Here is an 18,806-nt window from a genome sequence, read left to right as displayed (position 1 = left end):
CTTTTTCTGGCAAATATCATCTATAGTACCTAGCCATGATGAACAACAGCCTTTTTGCCGACCAACATTCTGAAAAGTCCCCCTTGGCAGAGCGCATGCGTCCTAAAACTGTGGATGATTTTTTGGGGCTTGAAAACTTATTCAAACGCCAAGGCATGCTGGAACAATTCACACAAAAACCTTTTTCTTTTATTTTATGGGGGCCGCCGGGCTGTGGCAAAACCAGCTTGGCCAAAGCTTTGGCCAGCTCTTGTCAATTGCCCTTTTTATCTTTTTCAGCAGTACTCTCAGGTATCAAAGAAATCAAAGACGTCATGGCCCGGGCCAAAAAACGTTTTGAAGATTATGGCCAAGCCTGTGTTTTATTTGTGGATGAAATCCATAGGTTTAATAAATCACAACAAGATGCGTTTTTACCTGCTGTTGAACGGGGTGAAATTATTTTAGTGGGAGCCACCACAGAAAACCCCTCTTTTGAAATCAATGCGGCTTTGCTCTCCCGCTTGCAAGTTTTCACCTTGCCTCCTCTTAATGACAAACAAATTGAATATTTACTTAAACGCTGCATAAAAGAAGATAAGGCTTTGCATGTATTTGCTAATCGCGTTGACAATGATCTCATTCCGTATTTAGCACACTTGGCCAATGGCGACGCCCGTTATGCACTTAATATTTTTGAAACAGCTTTGCATGCTTTAAAAAAAGATGAAACGCTCAATCAAAAAAAACTGGCCAGCCTCATTCAAAAAAAGACGCTCTTGTATGATAAAAACCAAGAGCAACATTACAATATTATTTCTGCCTTACACAAGAGTATCCGTAACTCCGATGCTGATGCCGCTTTGTATTGGTTGGCGTATATGCTTGAAGCTGGCGATGATCCTTTGTATGTTGCAAGACGCCTCATTCGTTTTGCCAGTGAAGACATTGGTAATGCTGACCCACAAGCTTTAACTTTAGCCATTGCAGCCAAAGACAGCTGTGCCTTTTTGGGCATGCCTGAATGCGCCCTGGCCCTGGCCCAACTGGTGATTTATTTGAGTGCTGCTCCAAAATCTAACTCGGTGTACGCAAGCTACAAAAAAGTACAAAAAGATTTAAAATCCGGTGAAGTTTATCCCGTGCCTTTGCACATTAGAAATGCCCCAACACAGTTGATGAAAGATTTAGACTATGGCAAGGGCTATCAATATGCGCACAATCATGCTGAAGCAACAACCAACATGACTTGCTTACCCGAAGCCCTAAAAGATAAGGTGTATTATGAAGGTAAAACACAAGGCCAAGAAACTGCTTTAATTGAACGTTTAGAACAGTTAAAAAAACTCCGGCAAAAATAAATAATCCTAAGAGTAATAACTTAATCCAAAAACCGTAAACTTATATTTGCATTCATCTTCAGTAAATGCTATGCGTCATTATGTTATGAAGCAAAGTAAAGTTTTTATTTTTCTTATCCTAGGATTGTTTGCTGCGCACAATGCCTTTTCAAGAACTATTGTAGAAATTTTCCCTGAACGCCATTCACCTACTTGTAAACGAGTAAAACATGATCATATGGCATTTGCACTTGATCATGAAAATTACTACGTCGCGGTAGATGGTTTTATTTGGGAGAAAAACAGACGGCTTAAAGATACATTTATTGTTAATGCTGAATTTTTCGAATTGCGTGATCAAATTATCAATGATGATACAAAATCAATCATTGGCTTAGAAGATCCAAAAATTCTTGCCTTGGGTGGACTTGCTAAAGTTATTTTCTTTATGACTGGTCAATCTCAAAGCCTAGAAAACGAGATAAAAACCATGGCCAACCTAGACGAAATTCCTAATAATTTAATTATGCCTTTGAGTGATCCAATGACATCTGATTTTCAAAAATTGTTGCATTCTCAATGGGAACTCATTCAATCTACTTTTTTAGAAGGTAAAGACCCAACTACGGTTGAGTTCTATAATAAAAATTTTTCTGATAAACTCAATCAATATTCATCAGAAAACTACTCTTTTGAAGAAGGGCAATACCCCAATGGACAAAAATTTACTGGTATTAATCTTAAAAAAGCCCTTGATGATGCCAAAAGAGAAATCACTTTTCTTAAAACTAAGATGGAAGAATTTTTAACAATTCTTGCCCAATCCAAGAAAACCTATCCTAAAAACATGAATCCTTATTTTGATATGGTAAAATCTATGCATCCAACATACAGTCATGCACTGTTTAATCAATATCCAAACGAAGCAGAAAATTATATTAAATATACCATTCTTTGGCGTAATTATCATTGGGCAAATATTGTTAAGCACCTTTTATCTGAAATCAACACCCATGATGATACATCTGATGAAGTGACTTACATTCAATTAATGATAGGGGAGTCACACTCCATAGGCTTCAAGGACTTACTACTTGACACCATCTCTACCCTTTCTGCAGATGATATTTTTGTTCATCCTGTTTGTAAGTAGATTTTTGTATTGACTGAAAAGTATGTTTAAAGCAAAACGTGGTTTTGCTTTTTTCACCCCACTATGCACTCGGCTGCATAAAGCAGCCTCGTGGACTCACTATTTTTTATACAACAGCACATTGGCCATGGCCATTAAGCCTTCTTGCCTGCCTAAACTGCCTAGCTTCTCCGCTCTTGTCGCTTTGATGCTGACTTGATTGGTATTAAGATCTAAAATTTTGGCTAGGTTTTGTTGCATACTGGGAACATACGGTGCAATTTTGGGTTGCTCAGTCATGATGGTGCTATCAATATTGGCCATATGCCAACCTTTGTCCAAAACCATGGCATAAATCTTTTGTAAAAACATTTCACTGTTGGCATTTTTATAGGCGGGATCTGTGTCAGAAAAATATTGGCCAATGTCACCCATGGCCAAGGCGCCGAGCATGGCATCACAAATGGCATGAATCAAGGCATCGGCATCTGAGTGCCCTGCCAGCCCCATATCATGTTCAATCTCTACACCACCCAAAACAATATTGTTTCGTTCAGATGTAAATGCATGAATATCTATGCCTTGTCCTATTCTAAACATCTTGCCTCTCTTTTAACTGCAACAATGCGGCAAACAATGCAACATCGGCTGCTTGGGTTAATTTTAAATTGATGTGCCTAGAAGGAAATACCTTAACCAAGCCTTGTTTGTATTCTGCCACTTGTGCATCATCCGTTGCAAAAAATTGATCGCGGATGGCTTTTTCATACGCTTGCGTAATAAAACTGCGTTTGAATATTTGCGGGGTTTGCATGGCCCAGAGTTTACTGCGATCCACGGATTCTTTAATTCGTCTCAACTCAACATGCTTAATGGAGTCACTGAGCGGAGAAGCATAAATCACACCATCTGCATCGTCGCAGACCTGAATAGCTTCACTTAAGTCCTCGCTGTTAAATAAACATCTAGCTGCATCATGTATTAATACATAGTTATTGTTTAGATTTGTTTGTTGTAAACCTTGCCACACAGATTCTTGCCGGCTTTGTCCGCCAGCCACGCAGTGTTTGACTTTTAAAAACCCTAAATCACGCCAAAACGATACGGGTTTGCTTGCCAAATCTTCTTCTGGCAAAACCAAAATAATTTCATCCACCCATGCATGGCTTTCAAAGGCTTGCAAGGTGTATTCAAGCACCATCTTTCCGTTAATTTTTAAATATTGTTTGGCTTGGCCCAATTGCATTCGAGTGCCAGAGCCTCCAGCTGGAATAACGACGCTCAGTTTATGCTTTGCTATAGACATGGTAAAACGTGTGCTTGAGCACAGAAAAATTATTCAAAAAATTTTTCTATTTTTTTCTCAATGCTTTCTTCATCAGATTCTTTGGCTATGGCCAATTCTTTGATTAATAAGGTTCTAGCCTTATCCATCATGCTGCGCTCACCAAAGGACAAGGTTTTGTCTTTTTTTAAAACGTACAAATCACGCATGACTTCAGCAATTTCAAAGACTGAGCCGGTTTTTATTTTTTCATTGTATTCGCGTTGTCTGCGATTCCAAGTGGTGGTGTCAATGACCACATCATTCTCTTTAAACACATCAAATACACGCTTGACTTGGGAAGCCTTAATCAAACGGCGTAAACCAACATTTTTTACGCCATTGACCGGAACCATCAAGGTCATTTCGCTGTCTAAAATACGGACCACATAAAATGACATGATTGTGCCCGCTATCTCTTTTTCATCAATCCGCTCAATTTGACCCACACCATAGGCCGGATAAACGGCTTTATCACCAATTTTAAAGTTGGTGTCTTCATCTGTACGCATTTTTGGCTTTTTTTTGCGTACTACTTCTTTCTTTTTAATGACTGACATGAAGGTCGCAATATACCAGTTTTTTAAAGCAAATACTAGACCCACTGGTCACAATTTATTGTTTTTAATGCTTAAAATTCATGCTTTAGGCGCTGTGTAACTGCAATTCTTGACTGATTTTATCCAAAATCTCACTGGATGTTTGAACAAACTGAATTCCCATACCACTGGGATGATTGGGGAAGGATTCCTGTTGTTTGGCCAGGGCTTTGCGCGCCCAAACCACCACTCCGGTAACACTGATGGTTTGATTGGTTTTGGGTAAAGTAAAAGTAAAATCAATAATACTGCCCACCGGTAGGACCAAATCTGCTTTAATAAAAACCCCACCTTTAGAGATATTCATGATTTGGCTACCGTAAAACAACTCCTGCGCTGCTTGACCTAATTGAATGCGTACCGCATAGCGTTTGGAACGTACAGGATAATTAAGACTCACCTTGTCTCCCGGCGCAAAAATCGTCCTTTGAGTTCAGAAACGCTTGTTTTTTCTTCCAGTAAAGTATTTTTTAAAGCCTGAACGATATGCTCAGTTGCTGCAGTATCGGCAAAATTATGCGTTCCCACTTGCACAGCACAGGCTCCAACAGCTAAAAAATCAGCCACATCCTCAGCACTTTTTATGCCCCCTATGCCTACAACCGGAATATCAAATTTTTGAGTCACTTCAAACACCTTGGCTAAAGCAATGGGTTTAATGGCCGGGCCAGACAAACCCCCAAAAATATTGGATAAATGTGGCGTGTTTCTGCGCCAATCTAGGGCCATGGCTTTGACTGAATTAATCAAAGACAAGGCATCTGCCCCACCATTGATGGCCGCTTGGGCTATTGCAGTAATATGCGTAACATTGGGCGTAAGCTTAGCCCACAGAGGTAAATATGTTACTTCTCTAATTTGAGCAATCAGTTGTTCCGCTTGTGCTGGATCTGTTCCAATATCTAAACCATTTTTAACATTAGGGCAGGACACATTGATTTCTAAAGCGGAGATACCTTCGTGTTCAGACAAATATTGCGCCACATCAATAAAGTCTTGCGGGCTTTCTCCATAAACATTGACAATAACATGTGTATCAATTTCTCTGAGCTGGGGGAGTTTTTCTTTAACAAAAGCTTTGGCGCCAATATTATGTAAGCCAATAGCATTAAGCATTCCGTATGGTGTTTCATGAATGCGTGGGGGTTGATTACCCAAACGTGGGCGCATGGATAAGCCTTTGGTGACAAAGCCGCCAATGCTTTCTAAATCCATCAGTTGCGCAAACTCTAAACCATAACCAAAGGTACCGGAGGCTCCCAAAATAGGATTGCGCAATTCTAATGTTCCTACCCTTGTGGTCATCAACATGGAGGGCACTTTATCGCTTGCTTAGGCTTTTAACAATAGTTTTATGCAGATTAGATATAAATTACAGGCACATGCTTTTATAGTTTACCTTGAAATCATTGTATTTTATTTACTCAATCAATTGCAAGGCATGAATCCTTATGCTGTACGATGACAAAGTATCATCGCCATCAGAACTGATCCAAAGACCAATATTTTGTGTTGGTTGCTCAAATTGATGGCTGTATTCTAGCTTACCGTTTTTAAATTGTGCTAAAGCAACTTCAAAAAAGTATTTTGCCAATGGATGCTCACGTTTTTCAAAGTCTGGGGATTGGGTATAAAACAGCAAGCTGTACACTTGATTTAACCCACCATAGTTAGCAGAAAAAGCATTTAAGGTTTTCAACCACTGGGGGGCCATTGCTTTTTGCAAAAAATTAAGTTTTTTGCTTCCCTGTTCAATCAAACCTATTCGTAAGGGAAAATCATCGGCTCCCATGCTTCCCGGTACCATGTCTTGGTAGTTCAGATCACCTTGCATCTGAGCACGAATCTTTATGCCTTTAACTGTTTTGGCTGTTGCAAAAGGATACACCAAAGCTGACGATGATTGATCAACGTTGATAAGCATATGATCATTGACGTTAGTTACGGTATTGGCTTTGATTTTGCGGTAATTAATCAACTCCCATTGCTGTACATCCAAATCAATCGCCACTGCAGACCGCACCATGCCGCCTAAAACTAGCAATAGCACCTTTATTTGACGCCAGAACAACTGGACCCCCCTAGCACACAGAACTGGGCACAAAAACGATGATTTAAGTAAACTGGTTTATCTGCTTCTTGCAAAGTATTGCCCATGACAAACTGCTCATCATAAGCCAATAGAGTACAGGGCATCAACACTGGTTTTGTTGCACCTTTATGTTTAACCAACATGCGCTCATGCGCACACATTTGTTGTTCAGGTTTTACTCCCAAAATATCCCAACAAGCTGTACTAATCTCAGGCACATCTTTATCATTGGCCATTTCAGGAAAAATAATTAACTTTTGTTCTAAGTCTAAATCAATTGCATAATACTCAAGCAAAGATTTATAGCCTGCTTGACTATCCGCTAAATTTTCTCCCAGCATGGCCCTACCTGCCACTGAAAGCTGAAAATCATTGGCATGCAACCATTGTAAACGCTGCATGGTTTTTTCAAACGTTCCCTCACCCCGCTCTTCTTCATGCTTATCTTTGCTATAATGATCCAAAGATACACGAATAAAAAACTGCTCTGGGTAATGCTGATTTAAATCAAGCAAACTTTGCTCATGTTTGTTTAACACTTTAAACGCATTGCTTAAAACCAAGGTTTCAAAACCACGTGACAGGCATAAATTTAAAATTTCTATAATACTAGGATTGATAAACGGTTCTCCATCTGTAATACCTATCATTTGGGTGCCTAGCTGACGGGTTTTGATTTCATCCAAAAAAGGCTCAACATCCTGGGCAGACAAATAAGCCAGTCTGTCATTTCTGGGTGATGATTCTATGTAACAATGCTCACAGCTTAAATTGCATAAGGTTCCGGTATTCAACCACAAGGTCTGTAATGCACTTAACTCTACTTTGGCCCTAGGCTCTCCTTTGGCCGTAAGATAGGTATTTTCAAATGCTCTGCTCACCATGGCCACAGTCTACCCGCGCTCATCATACAAAACAATATTTATGACAAAGGATTTTGTTTTGTGGATAGCTTTGGTACAAGCTCCTTTATATTAACTTAAGTGTTTGTTTTTATTGTTATTATTTTTGTCCACAGCTGTGGACAAGTGACCATATATGGTACCATATATGGTCACTTTTACGCGCCAACTCATAATACACTGCGTAAACTGTTTGCATTTTTTTAGAAAATTAGATTAAGCTGATTTCAATGTTAAAATCATTGCTTACGCTTTTGTTGTATTGCTGGTTCTGGACCCCTCTTTTTGCCCAAAGCATCCACTTGCATGCCCGCAATCATAGTGCTTGCTTGCAAAACCAAGTTGATGTGATCAAGTCCAGCTTAAACCCAGAAAACGACAGTTCTCAACAACATTACCTGATGTACGACCATGCTTATTTTGATCACAGTTTTGGTTTTATCGCTGCCAATCAAGAAAGCTTTAAACCCAATACCTTCTTCAATATTGCTGACACTGAACAAACCTTGTTGGCCACCACCCTTCAAGACTTAGCTAAATCTTTTGAGCAATCAAAAATCTTTGGTTTACAAGACACCTACAGTTTGTTGATGCAAAGTTTGTTTGAAGTCTTAGATTTTCAACAACATTTAAACCAACTCAAGCCCGAAAACTTAAAAGCCTATTGCGTTGGTGAGCCCCAGCACCCTAAACTTGAACAGCATTATCTTACGCTTTTAGATTCATTGCGCCTTTTTCATTATTACCTAAAATACGAAAACCCAGAGTGTTTAACGTTTTCAGCTTTCAAGGACAATGGCATCACATTGGATACAGTTGCGCAAATCATTCATATGCTTAGGGTTGACGGCGCTCCTTTTAATCTGTCACAATTGCAAAAAGATATAAAACGATTCAGCCATGTATTACCACTCTACAAACAAACTTTAATAGAACTCCCCCATCAATACCATACTTATGATTTGCAACGCTTCCAAGAACAGCTTATGCTGGATTTACCTGCCTTAGAACCATCCCATCAAAATCAACCCAAAGACTATATGTTGTATACATTAATTATTCCAAACTACACTGCGTTTGAAAACATCAAGCACTTTGCGCAAAGATTAAACCCCAATGACACCCTTCATATTTTTATTGATGCCTCGCGCTTTAGTCACTTGCAATATCTTTTGCAAAAACATGATTTTTCACTGATTGTCGATCCATGCTTTGGAAACGATTAAGTCGTATAACTTGAGCCCTTCGTAGCAAGATCATAAGCCTCTCAAAAAAATATTTAGCCTTTAAAAACATGCTACAATTGACATATAAAATTAAAATCTTTTAATATCAAATACTTAAAATATTAACTTTACTTACCTTAAAAAAATTTGCTAGACTATAAATGTTATTGGGGATTTTTAAATAAAAGATAACACAAAGGTTGATAATGAAAAAAAATATTTTTCTTGCTGTCAGTTTATTGACAACAGCAGGGCTATTAAACGCATGTTCAAATGTTAGCATTGGTGATCCAAACACTTTCACTCAATATGAAGAGGTCATTCAAGAACCTTTAATTGATCAAGAGCTAAGCTTCAGCCAGTCAGAAATCAATGACTTGTGCCAAGATTTAGACAATTACCCCAACGGCGTCCATCCAGACTCTGTAACGCCTACAGTGACCAACCCGGTCAATGGCCAGGAAAACAATAGTAATTTTAGACTCACTTTATTAAGCTCTTATGCTATTTTTAACAGTGTTTATGTTGAGATTAAAATTAATCCCATTGGTCAACCCGCATCTTTCTTACGCTTAGACGATGGTTACAAAGTTTTAATCAATGGTCGACAACTGCCTTATAAAGAAAGCACCAACACCAATGTTGGTTATTACTCTGATTACATTGATTTACGCCCCATCAACAAAGCCAACGTTTGCATTATTGATCCGCAAGGCGGCATTAGGTTTCAACAAATTCGCATGCCAGAAGCCGTCAGTTTTATCAATTACCGAACAAACGACACCTCAACCACATTTGAAGAAGGGGTTAACATTGAGTTTTCTCCCGCTTATCCTGATGTTAGAGGCAATGTCTGCATTGAACAATGTATTTTATCCTATGCCATTAGGCCGGCAGCACCGGGCGTCATGAGTTTTAATTTTAATACGCTCAGAGATGCCCAGTATCAAGAAGCACAAAATATTCAAGCCAACCCCAGCGACAGCATCCGCCGTTTATCGTATTCTTTCCGCAATTTATTGAACGAAGAAACGCCTATCTTAGGCTTTGGCAACAGTGAAATAACCGCCTCGACCACGTCATCTCTTTATTTGTACTATCCATATATTCCTTAGTGATTAAAAACCATAGCCTGACATGATCTTACTTTTTCACTTTAAAATCTGCCAAGGCCGCAAATGGATTATGGGTGGCTTTGGCTGGACCGTTTTGCTTTGGCTTTGCCGGAGCACCCCCGGAGCGTTGTCCAGGGTTATATTTTCTTGATTCTTTGTTTGCAGCAGAAGGTCTGTCCGCCGCGGACGTTTTGGGACTTTGCTGTTGACTTCCTTGCTCAGACAAGCGCATGCTCAAAGCAATTTGCTTTTTATCCAAGTTGACATCCATCACTTTTACCGTGACATGATCCCCTGGACTCACCACATCTCTAGGGTCTTTGACAAAGTCATGAGACATTTGTGAAATATGCACCAAGCCATCTTGATGCACTCCTATATCCACAAAAGCACCAAAGTTGGTGACGTTGGTGACAATCCCAGGACAAATCATATCCGCCTTAAGATCTTTGACCTCACTGATATCATCTCGATAAGAAAATACAGCAAAGGTTTCACGCGGGTCACGGCCTGGCTTTTCCAATTCCTTAAGCACATCTTCATAGGTGTACTCGCCCATCAAAGCTTTTAAGTTTTTACCATGCTCACTGTTTCTCAAAGCTTGTACGCCTTGAGCACCCATTAAGCTTTTTAAGGTTTGCCCCATTTTTTCAGCAACTTCCGTCAATGCCTTGTAACGCTCTGGGTGAACACCGGTGTTATCCAAAGGATTTTTGGCTTCTGGGATGCGTAAAAAGCCTGCTGCTTGCTCTAAGGTTTTGTCACTAAAACGTGAAACTTTTAACAAGTCTTGCTTGGATTGAAACAAGCCGTTTTGCGCTCGGTAATCAACAATGGTTTTAGCCAAACTTGGACCAATGCCGGCCACACGAGAAAGCAAATGATAGGAAGCTGTGTTCAAGTTAACGCCAACCGAGTTCACACAAACATCCACCACCAACTCTAGTCGTTTTTTTAAAGCCGTTTGTGAGACATCGTGCTGATATTGGCCTACCCCAATGCTTTTGGGTTCAATTTTGACCAGCTCCGCCAAAGGATCTTGCAAACGACGGGCAATGGAAATGGCTCCGCGCACGGTCACATCTAAATTGGGAAACTCTTCCCTTGCCGTTTCACTGGCGCTGTAAATACTAGCTCCAGACTCATTGACCATGGTCACATCCACTTTTACACCGGCATCTTTAAGCACTTGCCTAACAAAACTTTCTGTTTCACGACCTGCGGTACCATTGCCTACGGCAATGGCCTTGATGTCATAAGCTGCAATCACAGCCAACAAACCTTTGGCTGCCGCTTGCTTATTGGCCTCTGTATTTAAATGCATTACCGCATCAGACACATATTTGCCTGAGGCATCTATCACGGCCAATTTACAACCCGTTCTAATACCAGGGTCAACACCCAAAACAGCCTTAGGCCCAAAAGGTGCGGCCAACAACAGTTTTTTTACATTCTCAGCAAATACAGTAATGGCTGCAATATCTGCGGCTTCTCTTAACTCTTTATGTACTTCATTTTCTATGCTGGAAAGCACATAGACTTTTAGCGCCATGCGCGCCGCTTTATGCAAGAGGTCTTTTTCTGAAAAATTTTCCTCGCTACACGCTGCCGCGTAATACAATTCAAGCAAATGATCTTCCAAGCTTTGGCCGCTGTCTGGGGCAAAATCAAACTTAATGCTCAACTCTTGTTCCATCCAACCGCGTCGAATGGCCAAGTAACGGTGCGAACTGCCTTCTTCCATCAAGGTTTGCACAGCTTGTGAGAACTCAAAGTAGGGCTCAAACTTACTGTGCGGTTTGGCATTTTTACCTTTTTCACTGTGCAAAAAAGCTTTTTGAAAAACAATGTCTCTCACTTTTTGTTTGAGGTCCGCGTCTTCGCTTAAACGTTCAATCAATATATCTTGTGCGCCTTTGATGGCATCTTCAGCACTGTTGATTTTATGATCAGCATTAAGGTAGGCTAAAGCTACTTTTTCAGCGATTTCTCCATCTTGGGCTTTGGCGACGCCATGCCCACAATCCCACAACCAATTGGCAAAAGGCTCTAAACCGGCTTCTTTAGCAACAGTGGCTTTGGTTTTTTTCTTGAGTTTATAAGGTTGGTACAAATCTTCTAAAACCGATAGAACAAAGGTGCTTTCAATCTTCTTTTTTAATTCATCCGTTAACTTTTCTTGTTTGGCAATTTCGTCAACAATATAGGCTTGTCGCTTGATGATGGTTTCAAAATTTTCTTTGGCATCTAAAACAGCTTGTATGGCCACTTCATCCAGGCCTCCAGTTTTTTCTTTACGATAACGCGCAATAAACGGTAATGTTGCGCCTTCTGCACTCAACTCCAGTACGGCAGTGGCTGCTTTAAAACTAACCCCTGGACAGGTCTGTTTGATCCATGTTTCAAAATTCATGAGAAGGCATATTAAAGATCAAAGCCAATTTGGCAAGACTATAAAGTAAAAAAGACAATATTTTCTATTTAGGATTCCTAAGGATTTAGTTTTATTAACCTTTTTAAAAAGCTATTATTATAGACAATTTTTATAGATATATAATTTTTATTTATTTTCTTTTTATATGGTTTCTAGCTAACTGTTTATTCTTTATTAAACATATTCAAATGGGGTTATTATGAGACATTTATATCTAGGCTTTTTAACATTTTTTTCAATCTTTGCTTTTTTAAGCAACGCTCATGCGCAAGCACCTGTCAATGCTATTGCCTCTTATGCGCAGCACAAACACACCTATCTTATTGATAAAACCATAGATTACAGCAAAGATGACCAACTGCACCTGCAAGCCAATTTTTTACGCATTTTGGGTGACTGGACCATTAACATTGAGTTCACCCAAGAAAGCAGAAACAAAGCATTAAGCATTAAAATCAATGACTTTGAAAAAGTTGATGGTCAAGAGGATGTCTGGCAAAATGCAGAGGATGTTTGGTTGTATGGACAAAGTTTTCGTCTAAGAACCGTTGTGAATAAAGCAAACCGTTATTTGACTATCTACATTGAAGATCCTGAAGTAGACACCAGACAAAATGAACCTGAAATTGTTGATTTTCATGTCATCATGCAAGCCAGTGCTAACTACTAAGCTTGTTCATCATCTGGTTTTTTAAGCAATACTTTATTGCTTAAGGCATTTTTGGGCTTTTCTCCTTGTAAGGGAAAAGCCTGTTGCATACTATTGGCCAAACCGGCAATGCATTGACACAAAGCCTGTTGTAATTGTTTTCTTTTAAGTAAGGGCAATAACTTGTTAATGTGATCTTTAAAAATATCGCCTTTAAGCTTGGCTTGCACTTTTTCATTGCACAACACTACAACTTGCCGCTCCATCAGAGACACAAAAATTAATACACTGGGATGCTGATCAATGGCATGCTCATAGTAAGCCAAACGCGCCGCTTGCTCAACTGAATAGCGCTGATCCTTTTTGGCTGTTAGCCAACGGGCAAGCCATAGGTTTTCACTTAAACTGTAAGCCAAAATCATCATGATCAAAACCATCATGCCGTGCACACCAACACCCCACAAGCCAAGTTTGGGCAATGGTATTAAGGTAAGCGCACTCACATACACTGCAAATAGCAGCAAGGTTAACAAGGGAAAAATGTGGCCTAAGGTTGTTGAACTCTTCACCACCACCGGAAAAAAATCCAAGGCACATTTTTTTTCTGCGTTTTCAATTGCCTGTTCAATGGCTTGCGAGAAATCTTTTTTAATCCAGTCTTGAATCCATAAGGGTTGTTGTTCATTGTTTTGCATTACACATACTCCTCACCAAGAACCCGAGCTTCCACCGCCGCTGAAACCTCCACCGCCGCCACGGAACCCACCAAAACCGCTGCCTGAGGAGGAACCTCCTCCAAAACCACCACCAAAAAAATCATCAAAATGGTCAAAACCATTGCGGTTGCGTCTATAGCCAGAACCCTGCTGGGAATAACGCGATCTTGCAAAATAAAGCTTTAAAGCAATGGCCACAATAAAAAATAAAACAAATGGCCAAGGGATAGACTCTTGATTTGTACTTTTATTTAAGGCTTTAAATTGATCCCCTTGTGCAAAAACAATCTTTTTTTCTTCTGGGCTCAACACCAAATTACACAGCTGAAACACTCCCTGCATCACTCCCTTGTAAAACAGACCTTGTTTAAAATTAGGGACAATGTAGCGCTCAATGATTCTTTTACTGTAAGCATCCGGGACATCACCTTCTAAGCCTTGCCCCACCTCTACTCTAACCCTGCGCTCATCTTTGGCAATTAAAATTAACAGACCTTTATCGGTTTTTTTATGGCCTAGCTGCCATTGATCCGCAACGCGGATAGAAGCCTGCTCTATTGTTTCTCCAAGCAAAGATTGAACACTTAATACCGCAATTTGAACATCTGTCTTTTGATCCAAAGTGTATAAAAAACGTTCTATCTCATCTCTTTGTTGCGGATTAAATAAACCTGCCTGATCAACCACAGGCCCGGTCAATACAGGAATATCAATTCCAACCGCAAACACTGGCATTGCCAAGACAAGCGTTAAAACATACAATTGAATCGTTTTTATCAAGACGCTAATTTAAAACTCCACTGCTGGTGCTGTTTCAAGTTGCTCCGGCGTTTTTGTTGTGCTGGTCCACTGTGGCATTTTGCTGAACTTGTAAAACAAGCTATTCACCCAACTGCTGGGTGGAACCGTAATTTGGTTGTTAAAGTGTTTGACGGCTTCAATGTGTCGGTTGCGGGCCACGGTAATTCTATTTTCCGTCCCCTCCAACTGAGCTTGCAAGTCTCTAAAATTTTGATCGGCTTTTAGATTGGGATATTGCTCAGCAACCAACAACAAACGGCCCAAAGCCTGACTGAGTCCTCCTTGCGCATTGGCAAAGGATTCTAATTGTTCTGGGGTTGCTTTACTGGGATCAATATTCATACTGGTGGCTTTGGCTCTAGCATTAACCACGGCCTCTAAAGTTTCTTGTTCATGCTCAGCATAAGCTTTAACGGTTTTGACCAAGTTTGGAATCAAATCTGCTCTACGTTGGTACTGATTGGTCACTTCAGACAAAGTGGCATCCACTTCATTCTTGGCCATAGGAATCGCTTGAATCCCACAAGATGACAATGCTCCCATTAATGTTAAACTCAAAACAACATATACTTTTTTCATCATGTCCTATGTATAGGCGCAGAGCCAAACTTATGCAAGTTTTTGAAACACCAACAATCCAAACCCTCCATTATGCTTAAAAAAGTTTTCATGCCATTTGACTGATCGGGTTTTCTCTCTAAATTTTGCAAATAATTTTTAACTTAGCATAGTCTCTACAATAACTCTTTTAACGTTTTAACCACATAAGCCTGATCTTCTTCGGTCAAACCAGGATGCAAAGGGATAGATAAAGTTTGCTCAAAAAACTTTTCTGCCCCAGGAAACTTATGCCGTTGTTCACCATATAGTTTTATAAAGTATGGCTGCCTATAGACAGGTATGTTATGCACTTGCGAGCCAATACCTTTTTCTCTTAATGCTAACATAAAGTCATTCTTATCAAGCTTGCGAGATTTAAAATCAACTTGGATCATGTACAGCAACCACGCGTGCTCTTTATCCGCTTCAGTGCTGGGCAAATGACAGTCAACTTCTTTTAATTGGTTGGAATACACAGAAGCCATATTTTTTCTTTTTTCTAAAAAAGTTGGCAACTTTTTGATTTGGCTTACACCCAAAGCTGCATGTATCTCTGACATTCTATAATTAAAGCCTAAAACATGCATCTCATGGTGCCACAGTTTGCCTTTTTGATCTTCTATGGTTTGTATATTTTTATCAATACCATGGCTGCGATACAAGTTGCATTGTTGCAACTGCTCTGAATCCATACAAGTAACAGCCCCTCCTTCTGCCGTAGTGATATGCTTTAAGGGGTGAAAACTTAAAGTTACCAAATGCTCAGCGTGAGTCGCTCCAATAAATTTCCCTTTATACTTTGCTCCCAAAGCGTGTGAAGCATCTTCTATGACCTTTGCATCATAATGCTTTGCCAAAGCATTAATCTCATCTAAATCACAAGCCAAACCTGCAAAATGAACGGGCATAATGATTTTGTTTTTAGCTTTACTTTGTGCCAAGGTTTGCTCTAAAGCCGTTATATCCATATTTCCTGTAGAAGGATTAACATCAATGAATTGGTTTTTTGCCCCAAAGTGCAGGGCAGCATTTTGACTTGCAACAAAAGTGATGGGTGAAGAATACAAGATCGTGTCTTGATCGCAGCCAAAAACTTTACAGGCAATGTGTAAAGCTGCACTCCCACTGGACATAGCGCTAACATAAGGCGCCTGTAAAAAACTGGACAAGCTTTGTTCAAATTTCTCAACTTGCGGACCTTGCGTTAGAAAATCATCTTTGAGCATAGCCGAGACATAGGCCACATCTTCATTATCAACTGTTTGACTACCCACAGCAATAAATTTTTTATTACGCATACAAATCAAGTATATCACTATCAAAAGATACGGCCTACCTTTTGATATGACATGTTTTTTAAAGTTCCAATGTTTGTTATTGCTGTTATAATGAATATGAAACAGACAGATTTACTGTAAAATATATAATCTTTAAACAAGGGATTTCTTATTCCGCCACTGAATAAAAAAAATTTTCTAGCTTACTTCCAAGACCCCGAATACCGGCCACAAACCTATAGTCAAATTTGCAGGTCCTGGAAAGCGCGTGGTAGTTTACGTAAAAAAATAAAGGCTTTGCTTTTTCAATTTGAACGTGAAGGATACCTCACTGTGAGTAAGCGTGATACCTATATTGCATTAAAAAACCCAGAAAATAGCAGCTCTAAAGCCAGTAAAAAAAGCAAAAGGACATATAAAAAACATCCTCTTGATAAACCCATAAGCAAACACATGGCACATGCCACTGTTAAACCCCTAGAAGACCAGCTTATTGGCAGCTTAAGCAACCAACGAAACAATACATTTATTTTTTTCCCATTAAAAAAACGTCAAGCCTTACGTTTACATCTTTCACAACGAGTTGAACTCCCTAAAAAAATCAACTCTGATGATATTTATCACATTGATATTGAAAAAAAAGTGGTCAAGGGACGCCCTTTTTTTATTGCTCAAAAAATCAATCTACTGGGCTCTATTCATGACCCAGCCACCGACCATAAAATTATTATGGCAGAAAACAAACTTAGCCCATTTTTTTCAGAAAAAATTCATGACGAGTTAGATCTTTTAGACCAAAGCATTAAAGTTTCAAAACAACGTAAAGATTTTAGGGATTTAAACTTTGTTACCATTGACGGTGCTGATGCAAAAGACTTTGATGATGCTGTATGTTTTGACGGAAAATATTTATATGTAGCCATAGCGGATGTTGCGCATTATGTTCATGCCAATTCAGCTTTAGATAAAGAGGCTGCTTTTCGTGGCAATAGTTTTTATTTTCCTAACATGGTTATACCTATGTTACCCGAACTTCTATCCAATATGCTCTGCAGCTTACGTCCAAAAGAAGATAAATATGCCATGGTGCTAAAAATAAAATTTAATGTTGATAACCGTGTTGATCACTTTGATCTTTATGAAGGCATCATACAGTCTAAAGAACGCTTAACCTATGATCAAGTGGATGATTATTTTGATGCACCCAACACTGCTGTTCCTTTTGCACATGCAGAAACCGGAAAAATGTTAACTGCCTTAAAAACCTTAACCCAACACATGCGGGCATTAAGATTTGAAGAAGGCTCCATTGACTTTGACTTAAAAGATCATGTGATTCATGTAGATAAAAACTTTGCACCTACGCATATAGCAGAAAAAAAACAAACTTTAGCGAGACAACTGATTGAAGAATGTATGTTGTGCAGCAATGTTTGTATGGCTCATTATTTAGAAAAACTTTCACAAGATGTCACCCAAGATATGGCAGTATATCGTGTGCATCCACAACCAGAGGCCATTAAAGTTGAAGACTTGATCCATCTTTTACAAACTTACAATTACAAACTTCCACGAGACTTTGGCATTTCCAACCCACATGAATTTAATGCATTCTTAAGCAGTTTGGATGACAGCCCTTTATCTGAAGTTTTTAAATCCTGGGCCCTAAGGGCCATGTCACAAGCTTTTTATTCCGTAAACAACAGTGGTCATTATGGGTTAGGTTTTAGCCACTACTTACATTTCACCTCCCCTATTCGGCGTTACTCAGACTTACTTGTACACAGAATTATTAAAAACCATCTTCATAATAAAGACACCGCTCATGTTTTCCCTCAAAAATTTAACACGCTTGAAAATGTTTGTGTGCACATATCAGCGCAAGAACGTGTGGCACAAAAAGCAGAGCGAGACATGTATCAAAGAAAATCTGCACGTTTTTTGTATGATAAAGTTGGTAAAGTTTATAAAGCATACGTTGTAGGCATGAATAGTCGTGGTTTATTTATGAAATTTGAACAAGTGCCCATAGAAGGTTTTTTAGCCATTAAAGATTTTAAAAAAGGTTTTTTTGATTTTTTTGAAAAAGAAATGATGTTCCAAAACCGACGCAATGGTCATAAAATAAAACTCGGGGACACCTACCGTGTCAAACTGGCTAAAATCAACCTCAAAGGCGCATTTATTGATTTAATTTTAGCATAAATCAATTGAAAAACATGCGTTGCGTTATGTATTGTTTTTTGTTAAATTTTGCTGATGAAAAAGATAATGGTTTTGTTGTTCGCTGCTATTTATTTGTCTAATGTATCATATGCTCAATCTTGCCCTAAAATTGAAGGGGCTCGCTATATTTCTCATAACAGTGTTCAACACATTCAATCTTCTTTGCTTTATACCCTTACTGAATGCACTTACTCTATTTTAGACGGCTACAATTTAGAATTTCTGTGTGATAAAGAAAATTTTAACGGCCAGTACAGAATTATTCAAAGCCATCAAATGGGAAACAATGATCAATTGTTATCAAGTACTCAGACCCCTATTTGTTTAAAAAACGATAACTTTATAGTTTATAAAATTTTTTAAATGCTTGGTTTTTAGATTTATAAGCTTAGCC

At 39.1% G+C, this 18,806-nt stretch carries 19 protein-coding genes; 7 read left to right on the top strand and 12 right to left on the bottom strand.

What is annotated here, in order from left to right; translation table 11 throughout:
* The first annotated feature begins 35 nt into the window (after positions 1 to 35).
* Both PKC21_07665 and PKC21_07660 read left to right on the top strand, forming a co-directional pair.
* On the top strand, positions 36 to 1,340 hold the full coding sequence (locus PKC21_07665) for a replication-associated recombination protein A (GenBank protein ID HMR25214.1): 1,305 nt from the start codon (positions 36 to 38) through the stop codon (positions 1,338 to 1,340).
* A 70-nt stretch (positions 1,341 to 1,410) separates the two neighbouring features.
* A complete protein-coding gene (locus PKC21_07660; GenBank protein ID HMR25213.1) occupies positions 1,411 to 2,472 on the top strand; it encodes a hypothetical protein in 1,062 nt (353 codons plus the stop codon).
* 99 nt (positions 2,473 to 2,571) lie between these two features.
* On the opposite strand, the gene ispF is transcribed toward PKC21_07660, so the two are convergent.
* The 7 genes from ispF to PKC21_07625 all read right to left on the bottom strand — a co-directional run bounded on the left by ispF (position 2,572) and on the right by PKC21_07625 (position 7,350).
* Positions 2,572 to 3,051: a 2-C-methyl-D-erythritol 2,4-cyclodiphosphate synthase gene (gene ispF / locus PKC21_07655; GenBank protein ID HMR25212.1), complete on the bottom strand. Its 480-nt coding sequence runs from the start codon at positions 3,049 to 3,051 to the stop codon at positions 2,572 to 2,574.
* Positions 3,044 to 3,757 (bottom strand): 2-C-methyl-D-erythritol 4-phosphate cytidylyltransferase, encoded by a 714-nt coding sequence (gene ispD / locus PKC21_07650; GenBank protein ID HMR25211.1) that lies wholly within the window; start codon positions 3,755 to 3,757, stop codon positions 3,044 to 3,046. Before ispD ends, ispF begins: the two co-directional genes overlap by 8 nt.
* 29 nt (positions 3,758 to 3,786) lie before the next feature.
* On the bottom strand, positions 3,787 to 4,287 hold the full coding sequence (locus PKC21_07645) for a CarD family transcriptional regulator (protein HMR25210.1): 501 nt from the start codon (positions 4,285 to 4,287) through the stop codon (positions 3,787 to 3,789).
* A 133-nt stretch (positions 4,288 to 4,420) separates the two neighbouring features.
* On the bottom strand, positions 4,421 to 4,774 hold the full coding sequence (locus PKC21_07640; GenBank protein ID HMR25209.1) for a PilZ domain-containing protein: 354 nt from the start codon (positions 4,772 to 4,774) through the stop codon (positions 4,421 to 4,423).
* Positions 4,771 to 5,685, bottom strand: coding sequence for a dihydroorotate dehydrogenase (locus tag PKC21_07635; protein ID HMR25208.1), 915 nt, complete (start codon positions 5,683 to 5,685; stop codon positions 4,771 to 4,773). Before PKC21_07635 ends, PKC21_07640 begins: the two co-directional genes overlap by 4 nt.
* Before the next feature lie 109 nt (positions 5,686 to 5,794).
* Positions 5,795 to 6,418 carry a hypothetical protein gene (locus PKC21_07630; protein HMR25207.1) on the bottom strand — a complete coding sequence of 208 codons (624 nt, stop codon included), beginning with the start codon at positions 6,416 to 6,418 and terminating at the stop codon, positions 5,795 to 5,797.
* A gap of 8 nt (positions 6,419 to 6,426) precedes the next feature.
* Entirely contained in the window at positions 6,427 to 7,350 is a 924-nt protein-coding gene (locus PKC21_07625; GenBank protein HMR25206.1) for a radical SAM protein, read from the bottom strand.
* Positions 7,351 to 7,598: 248 nt separating this feature from the next.
* Here PKC21_07625 and PKC21_07620 point away from each other — a divergent pair, with 248 nt between their 5' ends.
* The gene (locus tag PKC21_07620) at positions 7,599 to 8,594 is read left to right on the top strand and encodes a hypothetical protein (protein ID HMR25205.1); all 996 of its coding nucleotides are present in this window, start codon (positions 7,599 to 7,601) and stop codon (positions 8,592 to 8,594) included.
* Between the two features lie 206 nt (positions 8,595 to 8,800).
* Positions 8,801 to 9,709, top strand: coding sequence for a hypothetical protein (locus PKC21_07615; protein HMR25204.1), 909 nt, complete (start codon positions 8,801 to 8,803; stop codon positions 9,707 to 9,709).
* 28 nt (positions 9,710 to 9,737) lie between these two features.
* On the opposite strand, the gene PKC21_07610 is transcribed toward PKC21_07615, so the two are convergent.
* The gene (locus PKC21_07610; protein ID HMR25203.1) at positions 9,738 to 12,122 is read right to left on the bottom strand and encodes a Tex family protein; all 2,385 of its coding nucleotides are present in this window, start codon (positions 12,120 to 12,122) and stop codon (positions 9,738 to 9,740) included.
* A 220-nt stretch (positions 12,123 to 12,342) separates the two neighbouring features.
* On the opposite strand from PKC21_07610, the gene PKC21_07605 reads away from it, so the two are divergent.
* Complete coding sequence (locus PKC21_07605; protein ID HMR25202.1) at positions 12,343 to 12,813, top strand: hypothetical protein; 471 nt, start codon at positions 12,343 to 12,345, stop codon at positions 12,811 to 12,813.
* On the opposite strand, the gene PKC21_07600 is transcribed toward PKC21_07605, so the two are convergent.
* The 4 genes from PKC21_07600 to pseC all read right to left on the bottom strand — a co-directional run bounded on the left by PKC21_07600 (position 12,810) and on the right by pseC (position 16,207).
* Positions 12,810 to 13,487, bottom strand: coding sequence for a hypothetical protein (locus PKC21_07600; GenBank protein HMR25201.1), 678 nt, complete (start codon positions 13,485 to 13,487; stop codon positions 12,810 to 12,812). The two genes, PKC21_07605 and PKC21_07600, sit on opposite strands and share 4 nt — an antisense overlap.
* Before the next feature lie 12 nt (positions 13,488 to 13,499).
* Positions 13,500 to 14,288 (bottom strand): TPM domain-containing protein, encoded by a 789-nt coding sequence (locus PKC21_07595; protein HMR25200.1) that lies wholly within the window; start codon positions 14,286 to 14,288, stop codon positions 13,500 to 13,502.
* A 9-nt stretch (positions 14,289 to 14,297) separates the two neighbouring features.
* Positions 14,298 to 14,888 (bottom strand): LemA family protein, encoded by a 591-nt coding sequence (locus PKC21_07590; protein ID HMR25199.1) that lies wholly within the window; start codon positions 14,886 to 14,888, stop codon positions 14,298 to 14,300.
* A gap of 155 nt (positions 14,889 to 15,043) precedes the next feature.
* Positions 15,044 to 16,207 carry a UDP-4-amino-4,6-dideoxy-N-acetyl-beta-L-altrosamine transaminase gene (gene pseC, locus PKC21_07585; protein HMR25198.1) on the bottom strand — a complete coding sequence of 388 codons (1,164 nt, stop codon included), beginning with the start codon at positions 16,205 to 16,207 and terminating at the stop codon, positions 15,044 to 15,046.
* 276 nt (positions 16,208 to 16,483) lie between these two features.
* Here pseC and PKC21_07580 point away from each other — a divergent pair, with 276 nt between their 5' ends.
* Both PKC21_07580 and PKC21_07575 read left to right on the top strand, forming a co-directional pair.
* Positions 16,484 to 18,391, top strand: a complete 1,908-nt coding sequence (locus PKC21_07580) for a VacB/RNase II family 3'-5' exoribonuclease (protein HMR25197.1) — start codon at positions 16,484 to 16,486, stop codon at positions 18,389 to 18,391.
* 54 nt (positions 18,392 to 18,445) lie between these two features.
* Positions 18,446 to 18,775, top strand: a complete 330-nt coding sequence (locus PKC21_07575; protein HMR25196.1) for a hypothetical protein — start codon at positions 18,446 to 18,448, stop codon at positions 18,773 to 18,775.
* Positions 18,776 to 18,806 lie beyond the last annotated feature (31 nt).

The sequence above is a fragment of the Oligoflexia bacterium genome (assembly GCA_035326705.1).
Classification (GTDB): domain Bacteria; phylum Bdellovibrionota_G; class JALEGL01; order JALEGL01; family JALEGL01; genus JALEGL01.
Note: the sequence above shows the minus strand (reverse complement) of the source record. Positions and strands in the feature narration are given on the sequence as shown.

Bases quoted from the DNA above. Each gene is read 5' to 3' on its own strand.
- PKC21_07665 (HMR25214.1), top strand. From the start codon at position 36: ATGATGAACAACAGCCTTTTTGCCGACCAACATTCTGAAAAGTCCCCC.
- PKC21_07660 (HMR25213.1), top strand. From the start codon at position 1,411: ATGCGTCATTATGTTATGAAGCAAAGTAAAGTTTTTATTTTTCTTATC.
- ispF (HMR25212.1), bottom strand. From the start codon at position 3,051: ATGTTTAGAATAGGACAAGGCATAGATATTCATGCATTTACATCTGAA.
- ispD (HMR25211.1), bottom strand. From the start codon at position 3,757: ATGTCTATAGCAAAGCATAAACTGAGCGTCGTTATTCCAGCTGGAGGC.
- PKC21_07645 (HMR25210.1), bottom strand. From the start codon at position 4,287: ATGCGTACAGATGAAGACACCAACTTTAAAATTGGTGATAAAGCCGTT.
- PKC21_07635 (HMR25208.1), bottom strand. From the start codon at position 5,685: ATGTTGATGACCACAAGGGTAGGAACATTAGAATTGCGCAATCCTATT.
- PKC21_07625 (HMR25206.1), bottom strand. From the start codon at position 7,350: ATGGTGAGCAGAGCATTTGAAAATACCTATCTTACGGCCAAAGGAGAG.
- PKC21_07620 (HMR25205.1), top strand. From the start codon at position 7,599: ATGTTAAAATCATTGCTTACGCTTTTGTTGTATTGCTGGTTCTGGACC.
- PKC21_07615 (HMR25204.1), top strand. From the start codon at position 8,801: ATGAAAAAAAATATTTTTCTTGCTGTCAGTTTATTGACAACAGCAGGG.
- PKC21_07610 (HMR25203.1), bottom strand. From the start codon at position 12,122: ATGAATTTTGAAACATGGATCAAACAGACCTGTCCAGGGGTTAGTTTT.
- PKC21_07605 (HMR25202.1), top strand. From the start codon at position 12,343: ATGAGACATTTATATCTAGGCTTTTTAACATTTTTTTCAATCTTTGCT.
- PKC21_07600 (HMR25201.1), bottom strand. From the start codon at position 13,487: ATGCAAAACAATGAACAACAACCCTTATGGATTCAAGACTGGATTAAA.
- PKC21_07590 (HMR25199.1), bottom strand. From the start codon at position 14,888: ATGAAAAAAGTATATGTTGTTTTGAGTTTAACATTAATGGGAGCATTG.
- pseC (HMR25198.1), bottom strand. From the start codon at position 16,207: ATGCGTAATAAAAAATTTATTGCTGTGGGTAGTCAAACAGTTGATAAT.
- PKC21_07575 (HMR25196.1), top strand. From the start codon at position 18,446: ATGAAAAAGATAATGGTTTTGTTGTTCGCTGCTATTTATTTGTCTAAT.